Annotated in this window: 15 protein-coding genes; 4 read left to right on the forward strand and 11 right to left on the reverse strand. The window is 36.2% G+C overall.

The window, feature by feature from the left end:
* Positions 1–29: 29 nt before the first annotated feature.
* Entirely contained in the window at positions 30–938 is a 909-nt protein-coding gene (locus V7S79_RS06820) for a hypothetical protein (protein ID WP_459489811.1), read from the reverse strand.
* 179 nt (positions 939–1,117) lie between these two features.
* On the opposite strand from V7S79_RS06820, the gene V7S79_RS06825 reads away from it, so the two are divergent.
* Entirely contained in the window at positions 1,118–1,603 is a 486-nt protein-coding gene (locus tag V7S79_RS06825) for an ester cyclase (protein WP_459489812.1), read from the forward strand.
* Between the two features lie 81 nt (positions 1,604–1,684).
* On the opposite strand, the gene V7S79_RS06830 is transcribed toward V7S79_RS06825, so the two are convergent.
* Positions 1,685–2,749 (reverse strand): helix-turn-helix domain-containing protein, encoded by a 1,065-nt coding sequence (locus tag V7S79_RS06830; RefSeq protein ID WP_459489813.1) that lies wholly within the window; start codon positions 2,747–2,749, stop codon positions 1,685–1,687.
* Between the two features lie 227 nt (positions 2,750–2,976).
* On the opposite strand from V7S79_RS06830, the gene V7S79_RS06835 reads away from it, so the two are divergent.
* Both V7S79_RS06835 and V7S79_RS06840 read left to right on the forward strand, forming a co-directional pair.
* Positions 2,977–3,813: an alpha/beta fold hydrolase gene (locus V7S79_RS06835; RefSeq protein WP_459489814.1), complete on the forward strand. Its 837-nt coding sequence runs from the start codon at positions 2,977–2,979 to the stop codon at positions 3,811–3,813.
* A gap of 222 nt (positions 3,814–4,035) precedes the next feature.
* Positions 4,036–5,442 carry an FG-GAP repeat domain-containing protein gene (locus tag V7S79_RS06840; RefSeq protein ID WP_459489815.1) on the forward strand — a complete coding sequence of 469 codons (1,407 nt, stop codon included), beginning with the start codon at positions 4,036–4,038 and terminating at the stop codon, positions 5,440–5,442.
* Here the strand turns inward: V7S79_RS06840 and V7S79_RS06845 are convergent, their stop codons facing one another.
* Positions 5,443–6,219: a 3-keto-disaccharide hydrolase gene (locus tag V7S79_RS06845; protein WP_459489816.1), complete on the reverse strand. Its 777-nt coding sequence runs from the start codon at positions 6,217–6,219 to the stop codon at positions 5,443–5,445.
* Positions 6,220–6,293: 74 nt separating this feature from the next.
* Complete coding sequence (locus V7S79_RS06850; RefSeq protein WP_459489817.1) at positions 6,294–7,250, reverse strand: phytanoyl-CoA dioxygenase family protein; 957 nt, start codon at positions 7,248–7,250, stop codon at positions 6,294–6,296.
* 173 nt (positions 7,251–7,423) lie between these two features.
* Between V7S79_RS06850 and V7S79_RS06855 the strand changes: the two genes are divergently transcribed.
* Complete coding sequence (locus V7S79_RS06855; RefSeq protein ID WP_459489818.1) at positions 7,424–8,266, forward strand: helix-turn-helix domain-containing protein; 843 nt, start codon at positions 7,424–7,426, stop codon at positions 8,264–8,266.
* Between the two features lie 224 nt (positions 8,267–8,490).
* On the opposite strand, the gene V7S79_RS06860 is transcribed toward V7S79_RS06855, so the two are convergent.
* The 7 genes from V7S79_RS06860 to V7S79_RS06890 all read right to left on the reverse strand — a co-directional run bounded on the left by V7S79_RS06860 (position 8,491) and on the right by V7S79_RS06890 (position 20,211).
* The gene (locus V7S79_RS06860) at positions 8,491–9,273 is read right to left on the reverse strand and encodes a glycerophosphodiester phosphodiesterase (RefSeq protein WP_459489819.1); all 783 of its coding nucleotides are present in this window, start codon (positions 9,271–9,273) and stop codon (positions 8,491–8,493) included.
* A complete protein-coding gene (locus V7S79_RS06865; RefSeq protein WP_459489820.1) occupies positions 9,270–11,507 on the reverse strand; it encodes a hypothetical protein in 2,238 nt (745 codons plus the stop codon). The genes V7S79_RS06860 and V7S79_RS06865 overlap by 4 nt, the downstream gene beginning before the upstream one ends.
* A gap of 27 nt (positions 11,508–11,534) precedes the next feature.
* The gene (locus V7S79_RS06870; protein WP_459489821.1) at positions 11,535–12,704 is read right to left on the reverse strand and encodes a sialidase family protein; all 1,170 of its coding nucleotides are present in this window, start codon (positions 12,702–12,704) and stop codon (positions 11,535–11,537) included.
* Positions 12,705–13,781, reverse strand: coding sequence for a polysaccharide deacetylase family protein (locus V7S79_RS06875; protein WP_459489822.1), 1,077 nt, complete (start codon positions 13,779–13,781; stop codon positions 12,705–12,707).
* 24 nt (positions 13,782–13,805) lie between these two features.
* Entirely contained in the window at positions 13,806–15,083 is a 1,278-nt protein-coding gene (locus V7S79_RS06880) for a hypothetical protein (RefSeq protein ID WP_459489823.1), read from the reverse strand.
* Between the two features lie 65 nt (positions 15,084–15,148).
* The gene (locus V7S79_RS06885) at positions 15,149–16,789 is read right to left on the reverse strand and encodes a SusD/RagB family nutrient-binding outer membrane lipoprotein (RefSeq protein ID WP_459489824.1); all 1,641 of its coding nucleotides are present in this window, start codon (positions 16,787–16,789) and stop codon (positions 15,149–15,151) included.
* Positions 16,790–16,815: 26 nt separating this feature from the next.
* Entirely contained in the window at positions 16,816–20,211 is a 3,396-nt protein-coding gene (locus V7S79_RS06890; protein WP_459489825.1) for a SusC/RagA family TonB-linked outer membrane protein, read from the reverse strand.
* Between the last annotated feature and the right edge of the window lie 153 nt (positions 20,212–20,364).

Genomic DNA, 20,364 nt, shown 5'->3' on the forward strand with positions numbered 1-20,364 from the left:
AGTTTAGAATGTATATGATAAGATTTGATTTATTTTTTTATTCCTCTAGAAAATTGCTCTACTGAATCAATTTTACCGGCTAAATTAAAACGGAAAAATTCGACTAAATTTTTCTCCCAAACAGTTCCGTCTTTTAATACACGTTTTTCAGTTGCGTAAACCATTGCCCCAGAAACAGGGTCTGTATCTTTTAGTTTGAAAGGTAAAATCATGTAAGGTTTCCAGTCCAAGGATTTAAATTCTGCAAACATGGCAGGAAGCATATCTTTTTTCAAGATGCTTTTGTTTCCATCAAAATCTTCAATTATAACTTCCTCTGCCATTTCTTCAGCTGCCGACTTTACGTCCATCGAATTGTATGCTTTTACAAATTTTTCGATGGATGCCACTTCTCCACGATTTGAAAATTGAAAGGGTCTACCATCTACCTCTACATTCGGTTTGTTAGCAATGTATTTTCCTCCAGACGTTTTGCCAAATTCATTGCTAGCTGGAATGCTCACATATTGGTTGAAATCGATGATTTTTCCTTCTTTATTTAATTTGAAAAGTTCAAATAAATTAACTTTTTGTTTAGAACCATTTTTGAAAACACGGTCTTCGGTCGATTGTAACATAACAATTTCATCAGAAGAACCTTGTACCTTAATAGGTAAAATTGCCAATGGCACATTGTTCAAGCTTTGCATTGATTGATGCCATTTTCGGTTAAAGTCGCCACCCGATTTTTGCATTTCTTCAGAATAGAATGCGGATTCAGCCTCAGAGCTATTAGAATTGTAGGCTTTAACGGATTCTAAAATAATTTTAGCACTTTTTTCAGAACCCAATTGAAATCCTTTGCCATTGTCTTCGCCATGAAGGATTTTACCAACTGTTTGCGCTGTGATTGTCAATGTAGAGGTAAGTAATGCCCCTAGTAAAATAATTTTTTTCATGTGTATTTTTTTGAAAATGATATAACGAAAGCAAGTACCAATTAAGCAGTCTATAATGGAAATTTTGAGAATGCTATTTTGTTCCTTTTTGTGTTTTTCGGAACAGATGTTTGCTGGTATTCAAAAGAAGTAGTACTTCATATTCATAGTTTTGAAACACAATTAAAAACGATTATATAATGAGAAAAACTATTTTAAGTATGTTAGTTGCCACAGCTATGTTGGCATGCACAAGTGAAGCAGATAAAAACGCAAAACTTGGCGAAGAGAATGTAAAGTATTACTCACATGTGTGGGATGTAGCATTGAATGAAGGCCGAACAAATATTCTAGATACGGCTTATGCAGAAAATGCAGTTTTGCATACCGTTCCTGAGGTTAAGGGTAAAGCAAATGCAAAAGCCTATTATGAGAATTTTGTGGTAGGATTTTCTGAACGTCAATTCACTGTTAAGGAATCTTTTGCTGATGGTGATAAATTAGTAAAATATTGGCAGTTTAAAGGAAAACATACGGGGCCATTTTTTGGTATTCCTGCCACAGGAAAAGAAGTGGATGTAATAGGATGTACCATTGTTAAAATGAAAGACGGTAAAATTCTTGAGGAGCAAGATTTTATGGATAATTTGGCTTTTATGCAACAGTTGGGAATTATTGCTAAGTAAGTTATTAGTTATTAGGGATTAGTTATTACTAGAAATATTATTTACATTTCTCACTAATAACTAATCCCTAATAACTAATAACTAATCCTGTTTTTCTTTGATGTAAACGGAAGGAGTGAGCCCCTTTCTCGTTTTAAATGCATCGATAAACTTGGATCTTGACACAAATCCAACTTCGGAAGAAATGGCTTCGATGGTGATTTTTTTGGCTAAACCTTTGTCAATCAATTCGCAGGCGTAGTTGATTCGAAGATCATTTTTCCATTCTCCAAAGGTTTTGTTGAGTTCTTTGTTGAAATAATTGGATAATACTCGCTCAGGAATTTTTAAGTCAAAAGACATTTGAGACAAAGTGAAATCTTTTTTGATAAAAGGTAATTCTTCCAAATAAGTTTGAATGGATTTTTCAAATTCTTGGGAGTCAATATTTAGTTTGATTTCTTTAGCGAAACTGGATTTGATTTTTTGGAAGGTATTTTCTTCCTCTATTTCCACCGAATAGGAGATATTTCCGTAGAGGATTTTTGGAAACAAAAACAGAAAAAAGTTTTGTATAAAAAAACCACCTCCACAAATACGGAAAAAATGTTTTTCACTAAATAATTCAATGGAAGAAATGCCTAAAATTAAGAATGGTTTGGTATACAAGGTAATCATGTGACCAAGACTGGTTACTGCGATCAAGACTTGTAAAAAAATGAGTGTGAAAAACCAACGTTGGATAATGACATGATTGGTAGGTGTGACTCCAAATTTTTGAATTAAGATTCGTTTGTTCCAATAGAAGTAAACCAATGAAATGATGGCATATAGTATGACGTGAATGGAACGTGCATATAGGAGCTGTTCAAAGCTTACCCAGTAAAAATTTAGGCGGTAATCCTCTGTGAAATTGACAATTTCATGTGCCATTTTGGTTTTTACGTCTAAGGGTAAGGTGGTAAATGGCGAGCAAGCAATGGCCACAAAAATGGCTGGGATTAAATGGATCGTATCGATCAATTGAAAAGATTTATTGCTAGAAACGGTATGTTTCACATAAAAAAAGAGGGTGGGGCCTAATAAATAAGACAAGGGTAAAAAATGAACGAAACAAATGCCTTCCCAAAATTCTATTTTGCTATAATGAAGCCCAAAATAGACCATGACCACTAAATTGCAACATAAAAAAAATAGGGCCAAAAAGATATTTGAGCGGTTTAGCGAACTCAAATAATAAATGAGTATAAAAGAAGTAAATAGCCCAAAAACGGGTGCAAGAATTTCCAAGTTGTGATATAATTTGTTTACAATATAAAGAAATTAGTTTTTTTTATATTCTTTGTGCAAAATTTTATCATCAAAAATGTCAGTAACACTGTAAAATTTTAATCATGAAAATACTTTTCTTACAATTATTAATAGTCACAAGTCTTTTTGCTCAGCAAAAAACAAGCCCTATTCCTTATGGGAACAACCCGAAAGTGGGCAAATATGTGTCTATTAGAGGTTTCAATATGTATTATGAAATTTATGGGAAAGGAGAACCTTTGTTAATCATTCATGGCAATGGTGGATCTATCGAAAATTTCAAGTTTCAAATTCCTTTTTTTAGTCAAAAATATCAAGTAATTGTAGCGGATAGTCGTGCTCAAGGTAAATCGGTGGACGACCAAGATTCTTTGAGTTATGAAATGATGGCAGATGATTTTGCTGCTTTACTCGATCATTTGAAGTTGGATTCTGCTCACGTAATCGGCTGGAGTGATGGAGGAATTAATGGCTTATTGCTGGCAAGCAGACATCCTCGAAAAGTAAAAAAATTAGCGGTTACGGGAGCCAATTTAATTCCAGATGCAGATTTGGCGATTGATGCTTGGGTGGTTCAAGATGTAAAAAATACAATAGATAGTTTACAGAAAATGCCACAAAGTATGGCAGTAAAGCGTTCCTTGAAATTGCAAAATCTATTGTATTTTCAGCCTCATATTAGTCACCAGGAATTGGCTAAAATTCAATGTCCCACCTTGGTAATTGGTGGAGATAATGATGTGATTTTGGCAAAACATACGGTGGAAATTGCTGAAAATATCCCAAAATCCTATTTGTGGATTTTGCCTAACTCGGGCCATTCGACGCCTATTTTCTACAAAGACTTGTTTAATAGCACAGTGGAAGATTTTTTCAAAAAGCCGTATAGGAAATTTGAAAAGGCGGACAAGTTTAGGTAAGAGGTAATAGGTAAGAGGTAAGAGGTAAGAGGTAATAGGTAAGAGGTAAGAGGTAAGAGGTAATAGGTAATAGGTAAAAGGTAATAGGTAAATGGTTGAAGCTCGATGGCTGAGCGGAGTCGAAGCCGGAGAGATGAAAGCTAAGAGGCTAGAATTGTTATATTTTAATGAAGAATGTAATAATTTTTGTATTTTTGCAGATTGTATTCTAAAATTATATCCATGCGTTTATTATACTTAATCATTATCCTAACCCTTTTTCAGGCATGTTCTAAAGAGGAAATTAGTCCTGCCACTACCAATAACCAACCTGTAACAACTAATCCTGTTGTAAAGAACGACAGTGTTTTTAAATACATTGCTACCAAATTTGATTTAACCAGTACATATCCCAAAATGCAAGATGTGCTGTTTAACAATGCTTGGGTTCAAATTGGAAGTTTATCGGGCGGTTTGGATCATTGTCATTATAAGGTTTTCTATTATAAAGGGGTGGAGCATTTGATTTTAAATCCAACATCGGTAAATAAAGTCCCTTTGATTCATTTAATAAATAAATCGGGAATTTGGGAGGTAGAAAAAACGTATGACGGACCTTTAAGCAATTTTTCTAGTCCAGTTTCATCTGATATGGGTTCAGATGGTAATTATTTCCTATCTGAATATGGTTCAGAGGCCTTTGGAACTAATAATCTACCGGGCGGTCCAAGTGTAAAAATTCAAGTAGAGGATAATTTGACATTGAAATTTACTAAAGCAAGTGGGCAGGAAGATCATACTTTTTATTCAAGTGCCAAAGGTGATTTGAATGGAGATGGATTGGAGGACAATGTTGCATCAATGATGGGCGGTCAAAATGGTAAATTTCCTGGCGTTGCTGGATTAATGGTTTATACTCAAAATAAAGATGGTAGTTTTTTCGAAGACAGGAACTTTATTTCGGATCCCAATACGGATGGTACGTATCCCAATATAGAAGGTGTTACTTCCATTGGTGTTGCAAATGTCATGGGGGATTCTAGGCCAGAAATTATTGTTAGCGGTCCATTTTTAGGCATTGCTATTTATGCTTTTAACGCTCAAATTCAAAAATTTCAATACGTCAAAACTAAGTTTGATGCTGGATTTTTTGTGTTAGATAAATCAAAAAATAGGAGTCCTATTGAAACGCGAATCGTGGATTTTAACAATGATGGTTTCTTGGATTTGGCACTGGAATTTGAAGGGGATCCAGGCGGAGGAATACAAATTTGGTGGAATGATGGTAAGGGGAATTTCGCAGCAGGGCCTCAATATTTTTTTTCCAACACCGCCGTTGGCGAAAGGTATTTTGATGTAGTTGATATCAACGGAGATGGATGGCAAGATATTTTTATTGGAGGCTGGATGGGATCTTCATATAATTTAAAAAATAGTTTCTGGTTAAATAATAAAAATAAATCTTTTGCCTTTTACGATAAAGATTTAGTGATCAATCCTGCAGAAAAGTCGAACATAACCCATCAAATTCGAGGTTTTATGTCCAATGGGAAATTTAAAATTATAGGTGTCACTGGGCAATACGATTTTTTACTTGATGCTGGAAGGTATCAGTTCAAGGTCATTGATATCAGTAATTTTAAATTATAATTATTTTGATAAGTCCAACACTTCTATGTTTCGGAAATCAATTTCTTGACCTTCACTCTGCAAAGCAATAAAACCACTTTTTAAGAGTTGGCCATCTATTTTTATGGCAGGGTTATAGCGATTTGCTACACCACCACCCATTTGTGGTTGAGTGTATTCCAAAACTGTTTGGCCATTTATCTTATGAGTTACCAAAGAATCACCACGAACGATTAATTCCGCCGTGATCCATTGTTCATTTTCAAAGGTTGGAGAAGTAGAATTGATGCAATGTCTTGGATCTATTTTACCTTGATAAACAACATCCGTTCCTGGAGAGCACATATTTCCAGTAGGTCTCGGTTTCCCATCTGCTAAAACTCCAAGGAATTGCATTTCAACAGAAATTGGCCAATCTTGTTCCTTAGGCATTGTGTTCGGATCTTGTGAGTGAAACATCACACCCGAATTTTTTTCAGTATAGCTGGGAGCATCTTTTCTCCACACGCCTGTAAAACGATATTGTAGTCGTAAAATATAATGTGAGAAAGGTTTATTGAAATATAAATGCCCATAACGTTCATTGAACTTATCATATTGATCATATCTCACTTTGATCATTCCATCCTCTGCCCTAAAGGTATTGCCAAAATTATCTCCTACCTCATGGTGGTGAATTTTTACCGTCCAATTGTCTAAATTTTTACCATTAAACAGTTGAATCCATTTTTCTTTTTTTGGCTTGGCATTGCCTAGGAACGATATGGATAATAGGGTGAGAATCAGAATCTTTTTCATGTAATAGGTTTATTATGCTGAGTAAATTAGGTAAAAATTAGCACAAAAAAGCAATCCGATTCTCCTTTTTCATCTTACCAATTTTTCAATCCTAAAATTTTCTCCCCTAATTCATTCAACTCAGCAGTTTTATACTTGGTTTGTTCCCATTTTCTAGGATCTCCAGGGAAGGCATACCCCTCAGGGGCAATGCGGTTTTTCCATGAGTTAATTCGCCAATTGCGTAATTCTTCATTGTCTTCTTCTGCAGGCATCATAGAAATATATTGTGCACAACGTACTTTATCGCTGTTATTTGCTCGAATTCCATGTGGTTGCGTGCTATTGAAAATCAATAAATCTCCAGCTTCTAATTTAACTTTTGTAGGAGTAAACCCTGTCGTATCTGGTTTGAAGCGATCTCGGTTTTCGGGTTGACTCAATTTCCAAGTATCGTAGGTTCTAAATAGTTCAGGGATACATTGAAATCCACCCATATTTTCATCCAATTGGTCCACCAATGCTAAGACGCCTTGTACATTCACAGGCTTTGTTTCAGGGTCATAATCCCAATGAATAAATGCTTTGTATTCATGTCCCGGTCGAATGGGAAAATTTAAATTGGCTCGATCAATTGTAACCCATAATTTCTCCGTTCCCCAAATATCAACAAAGGCATCGTATACCTTTTGTATTTGGCGATTATTCCATAAATGTTGGTTGTTATAACACTCCACCATACCCGTATTTGCCAATTCCTTCATTTTCATTTCTGCTCTAGGTGCTGTGTACCATGTACTCGGGTCCTTAGGGTCTTTTTCCTCAAACTCCCATAAGAAATTTGCGGTGGCTAATGCTTGTTCTCTAGGAACAGCATTTTTAATAATGATGTAACCATTGTGTTTCCAGAAATCCCAATCTGCTTCGCTTAATACTCGAAGAGGAGCACCATTGGAACGATCGTTTAATTGTAGTGTACTACTTTTTGCTGTGGATGGATTTCCGGGAATATCGTAATGTGCGTTATTGGGCACCATTGTTTCGTTTGACATAATCCTATTTGTTGAAAGGTTTTCTAATTTATTAATTTTATCAGATTTTCTTTGTTTTTGTTGTGACAAATTTCCGTAGAATTCCCTGATTTATTTTTCTCTGAATTGATAGATATTTGTACTGTATTGATATTTTATTTGACAATTGTAGATTATTTATAGATATTTAGTTAATGAAAATAAATTTTGAGCAAATTCGTGCTGATGAAAATAGTTCGTTTCGGATTTTATTGACACCGAAATTGAATGAAGTTTTTTATTGGCATTTTCATCCAGAAATCGAATTGGTTTATGTAGAAGCCGAAAAGGGAATTCGGCATATTGGGGATCATATTTCCACTTATTATGGTGGTGATTTAGCTTTGATTGGGCCACATATTCCTCATTTGAATTTTGATTATGGGGTCAAAACGGTTGCGGAAACAGTAGTTATTCAGTTTCCTGAATTTTATTTTGAGCATGGTTTATCCGTTATACCTGAATTGGATAAAGTAGCTACTTTAGTAGAGAGAGCAAAATCTGGATTGGCATTCAATGGAGAAACCAAGCAAATAGCAGGGGCTCGACTGAAGAAATTAAACGAGTTAGACAGATTTCATCAATTTGTTGAATTGATGGGAATTTTGCAATTTTTGGCTGAAAGCGAAGAGTATGAGGCATTACAAGTTCGGCCAATCGCGAGTCAAAGTGTGTTGAAACAACAAGAACGCATGCATCGGATTTATCAATTTGTAGAGAAGAATTTCCAAAATGCCATTGATGTTCAATCCATTGCCGATGAGGTTAGTTTAAGTGTACCTGCATTTTGCCGTTATTTTAAAAAAAGCACTCATTTGACCTATACCGATTTTGTCAATCAGTATCGAATCAATTATGCCAAAAAGCTTTTATTACAAAATAAAACGGTGACAGAAACTTGCTTTGAATCGGGCTTTGAAAGCCTATCTTATTTTAATCGTGTTTTCAAAAAATTGACAGGAGAGGTGCCTTCGAGGTATGAAGTAGGTAAGAGGTAAGAGGTAATAGGTAATAGGTAATAGGTAAGAGGTAAAAGGTAATAGGTAATAGGTAAGAGGTAAGAGGTAAGAGGTAATAGGTAATAGGTAAGAGGTAAAAGGTAATAGGTAATAGGTAAAAGGTAAATGTTTTTTTCTCTGGCTTCGAGAACCTCAGCCATCGGGTTATTGCATCATCTGGCTTCGAGAACCTCAGCCATCGGGTTTAATTTACCTTTTACCTCTTACCTCTTACCTCTAACATGATCCGTTTGGATCAAATCCAATTTCCACTCAATGGCCTTATGGTAGTTAGTAGGATTGTCCAAAGGTCCTAAAATGTCACTGAAGACTTTGACTTTTTTGTCGTGTATTTTTTGAACCAATTGTTCGTTTACAATATTCCAAGAGACATCAAAAGCGTAGGGTTCTAAGCGGGAAATTTTAGTATCTATTTCTGCTTCTGATCGTAAACTTGGCATTCTTTTGGAGGCTGGAAAAACCGTTTTTAATTGGGCAAGAAAATCATCTGAGCCATAAAAAATGGAATGTTTAGCTAAATCATATTTCTGTAGCATTTCTACCAATGGTGTGGCTGCTACTTGTTTACAATCTACATAGATATAGGTTTTTTTCGAATGGTTCTTATTCCAGTTCGAGATCAATTGGGCTGTTTCTTCCAAAGTAGGAATCTTTTCTTCTGGAAAGGCCTGTTCCCATCCTTTGTTGGCTCGCAAATTTTTTATTTCTGCCAAAGTCAGAAGCGCAATAGGCCCGATTCCATTGCTTGTTCTATTCAGTGTTCCATCATGTAAAATGACTAATTGATTATCTGCCGATGTTCTTACATCAATTTCGATGTAATCAACACCCAATTCTAATACCTTTTGGAAGGTTGCTAAGGTATTTTCGGGAGCCAGTCCCGAATTACCTCTATGGGCAGAAATTTGTATGTTACTTTGGCCAAATCCTATGTTGGAGAGGGTTAATAAAAATATGATTAAATAAGTAGAGTAATGATTTTTCATTTTCTTGGCTCTGAAATGACTCCCAAATATCTTCCCATCCAATAGGGCAATAACCAAATATCTCCTGCGCTATGTTCTGATAGGCCATTGCCTCCATTTCTGTCTAGATTAAACATATTTGCATTGTGGCGTTGAATGGGTCTTTCATCAGGAGGAAGCACTTCTTTAAGCGTTTGTTTACGGAAATTCTCAGGAATTTTTACAATGTCCTTTCTGTGACTATTTTGAATACTCCAGTCGATTAAATCCAAAGGATGTTCCCGAAGATACCAAGCGGCTTCTTCTAAATCGAATTGTTTTGTTTTAGTTAGGGCAGTAAATATATTCCAAGCACCTTCTTTTTCTGGACGTTCAATTTCCCAATGGTCAATGATGGATTTTTTAAAACTGGCTTTTAAGGTATCATTGAATGCATATCTATAAAGTCCCCAATACCCAACATAATACATCTCGTCATCTGAGTGATTCCAACTATCTGACATATTTTTGGCATGTTCATCAGCATTAGGATCAGCTTTACCCAAAATACTAAATGGACGCATTAAATTTTCATAATATCCGTATTTTGTCAATAATTCAAAGGCTTTTTGTTTGTATTTCTCTTTTTTGGTGAAATGATAGGCAGTTTGAAGCATTGCCGTAATATTCGATGAATTTAGTTTTCGATCGCCTACGTTTTTAGGGAATGAATTCACATAATCCGGGTGCCATTTTCCCCACATGGTTGGTTTGCCATCAAAATCAATCAAGTAAAGATTGTTCTTTAAAATGTGCGACATCAAGGTGTCAATCAACACAATGGAGCGTTTTTTCAAATCAGGATCATCTACTAATTCCGCCATTGCTCCAAAAGCAAAAATATGACCAATTACTTCATCGCTACTGGTTGTCGATTTGAAATCCCATTCAGGATCTGGAGAATGCTGCCATCTTTCTGGATCCGATAAACTGGAAATAAATCCTCGTCTTTCAAAAGAGCGTGCAGGAAATCCTGGGACTGGAGTTAGCTTGTACAAACGTTCCATCGCATCCAATGATTCTCTGCAATTTTGTAAAGCTTCAGGATCTTTTGTAATCGCATATCTGAAAATTTCTCCTCCCAAATACATGGAAGTCCAAAGTCCATCATTGTCTGAATCGGATAAATAACCAGTCGTTACATTTCCTTTTTCAATGCGATCCAATGAAGCATTAAATCCATTTCGAATATGTCTTTTACGGACTTGTTGGTCATAAAAAACGGCCTTGTCGTGCAAAGTCATTTTTTTGAAACAAATTTGTCCCAAACCTGCATTGGTTGTTATTAAAACCGAATGATTCGGTCCTTCCGAAATATCTTTTACTTCATTGCTTGGCAACCAACGCTCGCCATTGTAGTAGTCGAATTTTCCATTCGATTTCAAAGCAAAGGCTCCTTTTGTTGTTCCAAACCATATTTTGTCTCCCAAGGCTTTCACTGAAGTGATTTCGGTCCAAGGTAATTTTTGTTGAATATCTCCTGCTTGTTTTTGTGTTTTTGTGTCAAAGATTAGGTAACCATTATTTGTGCCTAAATACAATTGATGGGTGTTTTCAGCAATGTCAAAAGCCGTGAAAGGTCCACCCGAGAAACATTTTTGCAAGTTTTTTTGAGCTAGAGAAAGGCAATAAATCGACTTTTGTCCCAAAATGAAAAATTGTTGACTAGAGCTTTGGTAAATCAAATCAAGCACAGAATCATCTTGAATATTGAATTTTGCCAAGGTGTTAGAATTTTGAATCAAATGGACATTGTGGCCATCTGAAATTAAAAAGCTGAAATCCTTTCCGCCTACTACTTGATTGGCAGTAGCTAATTCATGTCGAGAATAAATACTTCCCGCAAATGCATGGCTTAATACCGCTTTATCATCCACTAAAATGAATTGATTTTGGTATTTATTCAATCCTACGATTTTTTTAGGTGCACTGGTTCGATACTTTGTGTCTTTTATCAAAGTTCCTGGATAAAGAAATTCACCATCATGCGGTAAAAGTGTACCCGTTGAACTCATTAAAATGATATTACCATTCCTATCTGATTCAGCATTGATCAAGCTACTATTTTTATCTTTATTCAAAAAATATTTGATGCTATAGTCTTGCCAATAAGGTTTATCTTGATAAACAGGTTGTTGACTTTTTTGAGCCAAAATTGGCTGAAAAAAAGTGAAAAGTCCTAAGAAAATTAAAATCGTTTGTTGTATGTTTTTCATAATTATATAGGTTCAGAATGAAGAATGCTATTTTATTTTGTTCGGGTCAATGACCACATATTTGATGGATTTTTGATCTTTTCCGATGTGCGATGAATAGGAGAGGTGCAATAATCCGTCTTTACTTTGGCTCAAACTGGGGTAGGAAAAACTGCCTTTATTTGGTTCCACTTTCTCGATGAAGGTTTTCCATTTCCAAGATTTTCCTTCGTCATCAGATAAAAATAGGCTCAATTGGTTTCTGCCATCCTCTATATCATTTCCCACAAAAGCCAAGCGGCCATCTTGTAAAAATAATAGCTCCACGCTGGCGGTATTAGGAATGTCTGTTTTGGTGGAGGCGGACCAAGTTTCGCCGTTATCCAACGATTCGCTGAGATGAACTCTTGGAGGATTGTCACCACTGTCTCTACAATAGGCCAAAATTTTACCGCTTTTTAAATTGACAATGGCTGGTTGAATAGGACCTCTGCCTACTAATGGTAAACTTGGGTGCCAAGAATCGCCCTGATCATCAGAGATGGCCATCATGGAAAAATTATATCCATCAGAATAGAGGGGTAGAATTATTTTGTTGTTTTCTAGGACCAATGGTTTGATTCTAGTCATCCATCCAAAACTTCTTTTTACAGCATCTTCGCTCGCTTTTTGGATCATTTGATCGTATTTGGGAGCGTAACCTGCCCATCCGATGTGATGTTCAGGTAATTGTTTCAATTTGCTTGCAACCTCTTTCGCAAATTGATCATTCGGTTTTAGTAAAATATTGTCTTGCCATTCCCAAACAGGCGCTCCTGAATTTTGGTAATTATTGGAAGTCCTAACTCTTAAAATAGATTGTTCCCATTGATTCGCTTGAACCGCAATCCAAACCAAAAAAAGTTTATTTTTTTGATTTAAAAACAAGACAGGATTGCAGTCTGGAATGTTGGGAGTATCTGCCATTAAAAAGGGTTCTGACCATTTTTTATCACCTTTTTTCAATCGGGCACCCATTAATTTAACATCGTCTGATGTTCTTTCCCCACTTCCATAAAACCATACAGCAAGGTAGTCGCCATTGGGTAAAAGGACATGGCTATTGCCGTGAACGTGTTTTTCTTGTCCTGGAAAAATAAGCATGGATTCAAGAATAGCCGAATTTTGAGCTAAACTTGAAAAAGATGCGAAGAATAGAAGAATAAGTACTTTTTTCATTTATTTGATCTTCTTGCGTCTTTCCAATAATTCACGGAAAGTGGTTAAAATGATGCCTTCTTTTTCAATATAGGCTTTTAAATCGGGATGCATCAGAGAATTCATATCTGCCAAACGAGATCCTCCTGAACCGCTAATAAATTTAAATTCCTCCGTAATATCGCTGCTATGCACAATCAACATCGCTACCCCTGGATTCATATTTTGCAAAGTAGAAATCCATTGTTGAGCTTTGTATTTACCCCAATCGGCTGAACTGACATTGGAACCTTCGGGTTTCCAATCGCCACTATATGTATGTAAATCATCCAAAACAGGTAAGCCCGCATTCCACAATTTTTCACCTATTTTTTTGGCTTCAGGTCCCATATCTGTCAATCCATATTTGACAGCAGGTAATTTCATGCCCTCCACATATTTTCCTTCCGCTTTTAATTTTTTGATCAAAGGCAGATTCATGGATTCGAATAACATTTTATTATTTCCACCAGGGAACATGACTGGAATTCCTTTTTCGATTCCCACTTTGATATAGCGTTCCAAAAAGGGAGGATAAGCGAAGAGTGTTCCCATGTGAGAATCTAAATGTGTTGGCTTCCAGCCTAATTTTTCAGAGCGAGCAATTTGTGCGCGGATTTCTTTTTCTACTTCATCTGGACTAGCATTTTTGATGACTTGTTCCACACTGTGATACATACAAGCATCTCCATCTGTTAAACCTGGGACTTGTTGAAAACCTGACAATGCTGGCCAACGATATTCATTCCACTCAGAAGTTAAGGTTAGGTGTAGACCTGCATCTAAATTTGGGTGATTTTTTTGAATGTAGTGAACAAAACTAGCAGCCCAGGGACATGGCATCATGATACTGCATGAAGTGGCAACTCCTTGTTCGATGGATTTATATGCACCTTGGTTGGAAGAATAAGACATTCCGCAGTCATCCACATGGAAAATAACCACTTTTTTCCCTTTCGGAAAACCCATTCGCTCAGCATACGTAGGTTCTATTTGTTGGGCAATAAGTTGAGATACGGTAAAGAAAAGTATCACAAAAGATACGAGAGCTCTTTTCATAGTAAATAATAATTGATGATGGTGTTATTTAATGGGCTGCGGGCTTGATTTGACTAATTCCAGCGCTTTTTCCATGTATATTTCTGCAGTCATTTCGCCTAAGCTTGTCCGACTCACATATTCATATCTTTTGAAGCTGTTGTAATCTACCTTCGCGAGCATATATCCGAATGCGTCGTTGGTTAGACCAAAAAGGAAAGGCATTTTGGTGGGCATATTTCGTTTTATGTAATATCCAACATTGGGTAATGCTTCGCCGGGGATGGTTAATATTTGGGCGGGACCAATGTTAAGTAAATTCACTTGTGTGCTTACCACATTCGGTTTTTTCGATTCGTATTTTAAGGGTGAATTATATAAGATATAACGCATCATTTCTGAGTCAACGGGCAATTCTACCATTTTATGGGTACAAAAAATACTTGGATTTTGTAAGGTTGGTGCATTGGAAATAATTCTCAAAGCTTCATCTGCCAAAAGATTTCCAATTCGAATACATTCTTCCCAGGTATTATCTTCTTTTTGTCCTTGACCTTCTTTGCCATACTCTAAGCGAGTATCAGCTGTGACCATTCCACCTTGCGCTCCATTCATAAACAAAGCGATTCCGCCTGTTTTTTCTTCAATTCTATCGTACAAGGGCCCAACTAAATCAGGGCTCAAAATACCTTGCTTACTTCCTAATACTTCTGGATGTACTGCATAATTGACCAAGGTTGCAATGGTTTTGCCAGAAGTGGATGTTGCTTGAATAACACCACAGCGTGGGTCGTAGAGAGCGGGTGCATAATAATTGTAGGCAATTTTTCCTTTGGCTTCTGCTACATTAATTTTTAAAGTGGCTGGTTCTAATTTTTTGATGGCTTCGTTAACTGCGTCTGCAATTTGTTGAACGCAAAAATCTAAGTATTTTAAATCGGCATAGTTTTTTCCTTTTTCATCTGGAAAACCGTATGCATCTGGGGCACTATGTGTGTGTGTAGCGCCAATTAAAATATTTTCAGGTGCTATCCCTTTGATCAAAGCTCTTGATTTATTACCCAATATAGAAGACCAACCTAGGTTATCTACATTAACGATGGCAAATCGTGTATTTCCTTGTTCGAAGACCATCGCTCTGGCATACAATTCGCCTTTTTTTTCTGTGCTAGGTTTTGGGGTACCAATTCCCCCAGAAACAGGTAATAATGGATTAGGTGTAATGACTCTAACAGCTGCCCCGACTTTTAAGTCCTGGGCAGTCGCTAAAGCTGAAAAACAAATTGAAAGTATTAAAAGGGAAAAAACTAACTTAATTTTCATTGATGATTAAATAGGTAAAGAGCATTTTAAACGGGCTATGAAACATAGCCCGTTTAAAAAAATAATTAGTAAGGTTTGTTAGTGCCTTGCAAAACCCACGGTTTAGACCACGCACTATTTTTGCCATCTGCTTGAGAAAAATTAGTAATTTCTAATTTGTCCAATGCAGCGGCTGCATTTTTTGCATTGATTCTTAATTCGTCTTGCATGTAGTAAAAACGAAGCGGTAAAGCTTGACGTTTACCTGCAGGTCCAGCTTTCAAATCAGGGAAACCTGTACGACGGAAATCAAACCATGCCTCAGTAGCAGCTGTCCAGCTAGCGATCCACTTTTGTTCGATTACTTGTTGAACAGTTCCTTTGTAGCTTACACCATCATTAGCTAAATAAGTAGATGCATCTCCACTTTTACCCCAAGTTGATAGAGAGGCTTTTACTCCATTTTCATAATACGTTTTCGCATCACCAACAGACCAGCCTTTTAAAGCAGCCTCAGCTAAAATGAAATTCACTTCTGCCGCAGAAATTAAACGAGCTTTTAGTAATGCTCCATTTGCATTTTTATACATTGGATTTAGGAACGAAACGTGTGGGTTAAACGAAGTTTGCCCGGGCGTAGGATTCATATTATAAGCAGAAGGTAATTGAGAGAAAGAAGTTGGTAATCCAACATAATCTGGATTGGTATCAACCATCGTTTTTCCAACTACATCTGGCGACAAATATCTTTTTCCATCAATGATTTTATCTGTTTTAGCTGGTAATGTTTCATCAACGACTAAAGGAATCTCAACTTTTGCAGCCCAAACACCTAAACGAGGATCTTTTACAGCTTGTAGGTATTTGACAAATGTAGCAGCCATTTTGATACGTCTATAATTACTACCGCTGACATCATACACTGCATTAGCAGGCCAAGAAGTTCCATCACTTGTTCCTGGAAAAGCCATAGTTGCATCATCAGAGTTAGCTGTAATAATTGGATAGTTAGCAGCATTTTTTACGATATTTTCAATTCCCGCTTTTGCCACATCAGGCTTTTTGCTTGAAATACGCATGAAATAACGTAATGCCAATGAATTTGCCATTTTTCTCCACTTAGTAGGATCACCTGCATAGATTACATCAAGGTTATCAACAATATTTGAGTAATCAGCTTTTTGTTTAGATAATAGCTTATTTGCTTTATCTAAATCTGCTAAAATTCCAGTATAAATTACCTCTTGAGAATCGTATGATGGAAGAATATTAGCAACCCCTCCCGTTTCACCTTTTAACGCATTTGTATAAGGTGCATCTCCCCAAAGGTCAGTGATTAATCCAAAAAGAAATGCTTTGTTAATTAAGGCAACTCCTTGGTGAAATTCTAGATTTAAAGCAACTGAACGATTGTACAATAAGTCATTATTTCTTAATAAATCGTAATAACCTGTCCAGCTTTGATTTCCACCCCAATCATAATCATTATGGCCAGAAGACCAAGCATCTTTTTGGGTATGTTGTACTACTCCAGCAATATCTTGATAGCCTAAATTGACATAGTTTTTAGACATTTCAGTTAATACTGTTGGGAGAATTAAATTCGGGTTAACCACATCTGGCTGAACGCCATTGGGGTTAATGTTCACTGTTGTTAAGTCCTCGCAAGAGAAAAAAGCTCCTGATAACAAAGTGAAAGCGACAATTTTTATAAGTCTAATTTTCATGATTTTAATGTTTTAAGGTGCTTAGATTAAAATGTTAAACCCAATTTGAAACCAACTGGAATAACCCAAGGTGTAACATTGTATCTTTCAATTCCTTGTTTGAATTGAGTTCCTGCTTGCGTTCCAGCTTGAGGTTGGAAAGCGGTTTCAGGGTCAATTCCAATTTTAGAAGCAGTCCATAAAATAATATTACGGCTGTAAACAGAGAAGTTCGCACTTTGTAAACCTAAGTTTTTCACAAAATTGCTAGGGAATTCATAGCCTAAAGAGATTTCTCTCAATTTTACGAAAGATGCATCAAAGGTTGCTGCACGTGTAAAGCTCCAAGGATAGTTGTCTCCATAAGGTAAAATTCTCGTATTAGGTCCACCTAAGTTTTCTTCATATCCAGTAATATTTCCTTTTGAATCATAAATGGCGATTACCCCTGGATTAAATACACCATTTGGATAAACCTTTCCACCATATTCAAATGGATATCCACCGTATTCTTTGGTAGGTCCACCCACAATTGGGAAATAACCATTTCCATTGATACGAATCATTTTATCTTGATTTGCTACCAAGTAATTACGAAGAGCATCTCCAGTTAATCCATTTGGATTAATCAAATTATCCAAGAAACGTTGAGATTTTAAATCTGATTCACTGTAACGGTAAGTTTGTGATACGAAATCACCACCACTTCTCCAGTCGAATGTCATATTTAAACTAAAGTTTTTGTAGCTTAAAGAAGTTTGTAAGCCTAAAATAAAATCTGGATTGAAATTACCGATTTTTGTTTTAGAATTACTTGCACTTACTGATTGCCATGAACCATCAGAATCTAAGATAGGATATCCAAAGTATTTTGAATTTTGATCTTTTACCGTAACAATTTCAGCATCATAGATATCTCCAATTTTGTCTCCCACGTAAGTCCAAGCGCCACCTTTGGCATCTGTCCATAAAGTATAGAAGTTTAAACCTTCAGAAAGCTCTTTAATGGTGGTTTCGTTTTTATAGAAATTGGCTGTTAAATCCAATCTCCATCCATTTTTATCAATCGGAGTACCCCCTGCAGTTAATTCAATACCTTTGCTGACTAATAATCCAGCATTGATATTCTTTGATGTAAAGCCTGTTGATGAAGGCAATGTTGTTGGTATAATTTGGTTGCGATTTTCAACTGTATAGTACGTTCCAGAGAATCTTAAACGATTTTTATACATGGTTAAATCTGCTCCTAAATCATAAGAAGTTGAAATTTCAGGCTTTAAGTCTGGTAATAAAATGGAACCTGGTTTGTTCAAACGTGTGATAGACCCCCATGCTTCATTATTACCTAAAGTGTTAATTAATGCATATGGGTTGGTATCATTACCTACTTGCGCTACGCCTGCTCTTACTTTCAATAAATCAATTTTATTGTTTGAGATGTTGAACATTTCATTCAATAAAACACTTAGAGAGGCAGAAGGATAGAAGTATGATCTGTTTTCAACAGGTAATGTACTAGACCAATCGTTACGAGCGGTCAAGTCCAAATAAATCATATCTTTATAGCCAATGTTCGCCATACCGTATCCACTATAAACCACTTTTTTAGTTTGATAGCTTGAATAGTTGATATTAGTATTTGCGATATTTTGAAGTGTAAATAAGCCAGGGATAATCAAACCTGTTCCACCTTTTGAAGAATTGTTCACGTCTGATGTTCTTGAATTTCTAGCATTTCCTCCAGCTGAGAAAGAAAGAGAATAATCGCCAATTGTTTTCGCCCAAGTAGCTAAGAAATCAATGTTTCTTTCATATCTATCTAAATTGATGATACCGTATGCACCATTTTTTTCACTCGTATACGATTTCGCGATTTTAGTCTCTCTGGTCTCACCATAAGTATCCAATGAATAGCGAGCCATTAAGCTTAATTCTGGAGTAATTTGATAATCCATCTTGATGTTACCAAAACCACGGTCACGTACAAATGAGTTATTTACTTCATAGGCTAAGAACCATGGGTTATTGAAGCTACCAATCGCTTGCGATTTTTGCTGTAAACCTTCTTGGCCTGGAACCCAATAGTTTTTTAAATCCATGATATTGATATGCGGAGAAACTGCATAAGCCCATTGTAATGGGTTGGTTCCTCTTTCATTCGCTGGTCGATTATTCGAACTGTTTCTGCTTACATCAATATTAGTACTTAATTTGATCTTATTAGAAAGTTTGAAGGAAGATGCAATGGCCAATGAATTTTTGAATAAATCAGAATTTGGAATGATACCTCTACTTGTCATATTAGAATAAGACATTCTATAATTAGCCACATCATTACCGTTTGAAATGGAAATTCCGTTGGTAGTTGTGATTCCTGTTTGAACAAAATTCTTCACATTGTCTGCATACGACTTTAGTTCAGTTGGAATTTGCTTTCCGTTGGCATCCTTTGGACTATTCCATTGAATAGCAGTATAACCTTTATCTAATTCCGGTCCAATTCCTCCTGCAGAGCCTTCTTCGATGCTCAAAATTCCACCTGGATAAGGATTGTTGTCAGGAGTAAATGGTAATACACCTGATGCAAACTTAGAGTGCATTTTCAGGAATTTGTATGGTTGATCAAAAACGGTATTGGAAGTAATGTTAACCGTCATTTTCTTTGCCTTCGCACCATTTTTGGTTGTAATCAAAACAACCCCGTTACCCGCTCTTGATCCATATAATGCCGCGGCACTTGGTCCTTTTAAAACGGAAACACTTTCAACGTTTTCTGGATTCAAATCCGAAATGGCATTACCATAATCCACGCGGTTATCATTACCAATTTGACTGACGTTATTCAATGAGTTGATCACTGGAACGCCATCGATAACAAATAAAGGTTGGTTGTCATTACTCAAGGATTTTGCTCCACGAATGATCATGCTGACAGAAGATCCTGTTCCTCCTGTGGCATTAATGCTTACGCCTGCCACTTTACCGGATAGTGAATTTAGAACGTTTTCATTAACGACACGGCTTAGGTCTTTTCCTGCAACTTTTCCTACAGAGTATCCAAGTGATTTTTCTTCACGTTTGATCCCCAATGCAGTAACAACAACCTCATTAAGTTCTGAAGTCGAGTTGGCCAAAGAAATGTCTATCACGGAACGTGAACCAACATTTACTTCTTTTTTCTCAAATCCTACAAATGAAAAAACCAGCACAGGGTTTGTGCCAGAAACTTCAATCGAATAGGATCCTGAGATATTACTCGAAGTTCCTTTACTGGTACCTTTTAAGGTAATACTGACACCCGGTAATTCTGTGCCATCAGAACTGGAAGTCACCTTTCCAGTTATCAGTCGAGACTGAGCGAATGTGACCGAATAGCATCCCGCTATTAAGCCAACTGTAACTAAGCAATGCCGAAGCATTTGTTTGTAAAAAGTTAATTTCATAATTAAATAAATTGGGTTAACAAAAAGACGGTTTCTAAATAGGTTTATAAATTTTAACAAAAAAATACATTTTAAGCATTGAAAAGTTAAATAAATTTGCCAAATAGCATAACTATTATGGCATATATGTAGTGTTACTACTAAATATTCTAC

This window comes from Aquirufa sp. ROCK-SH2 (genome assembly GCF_054558315.1).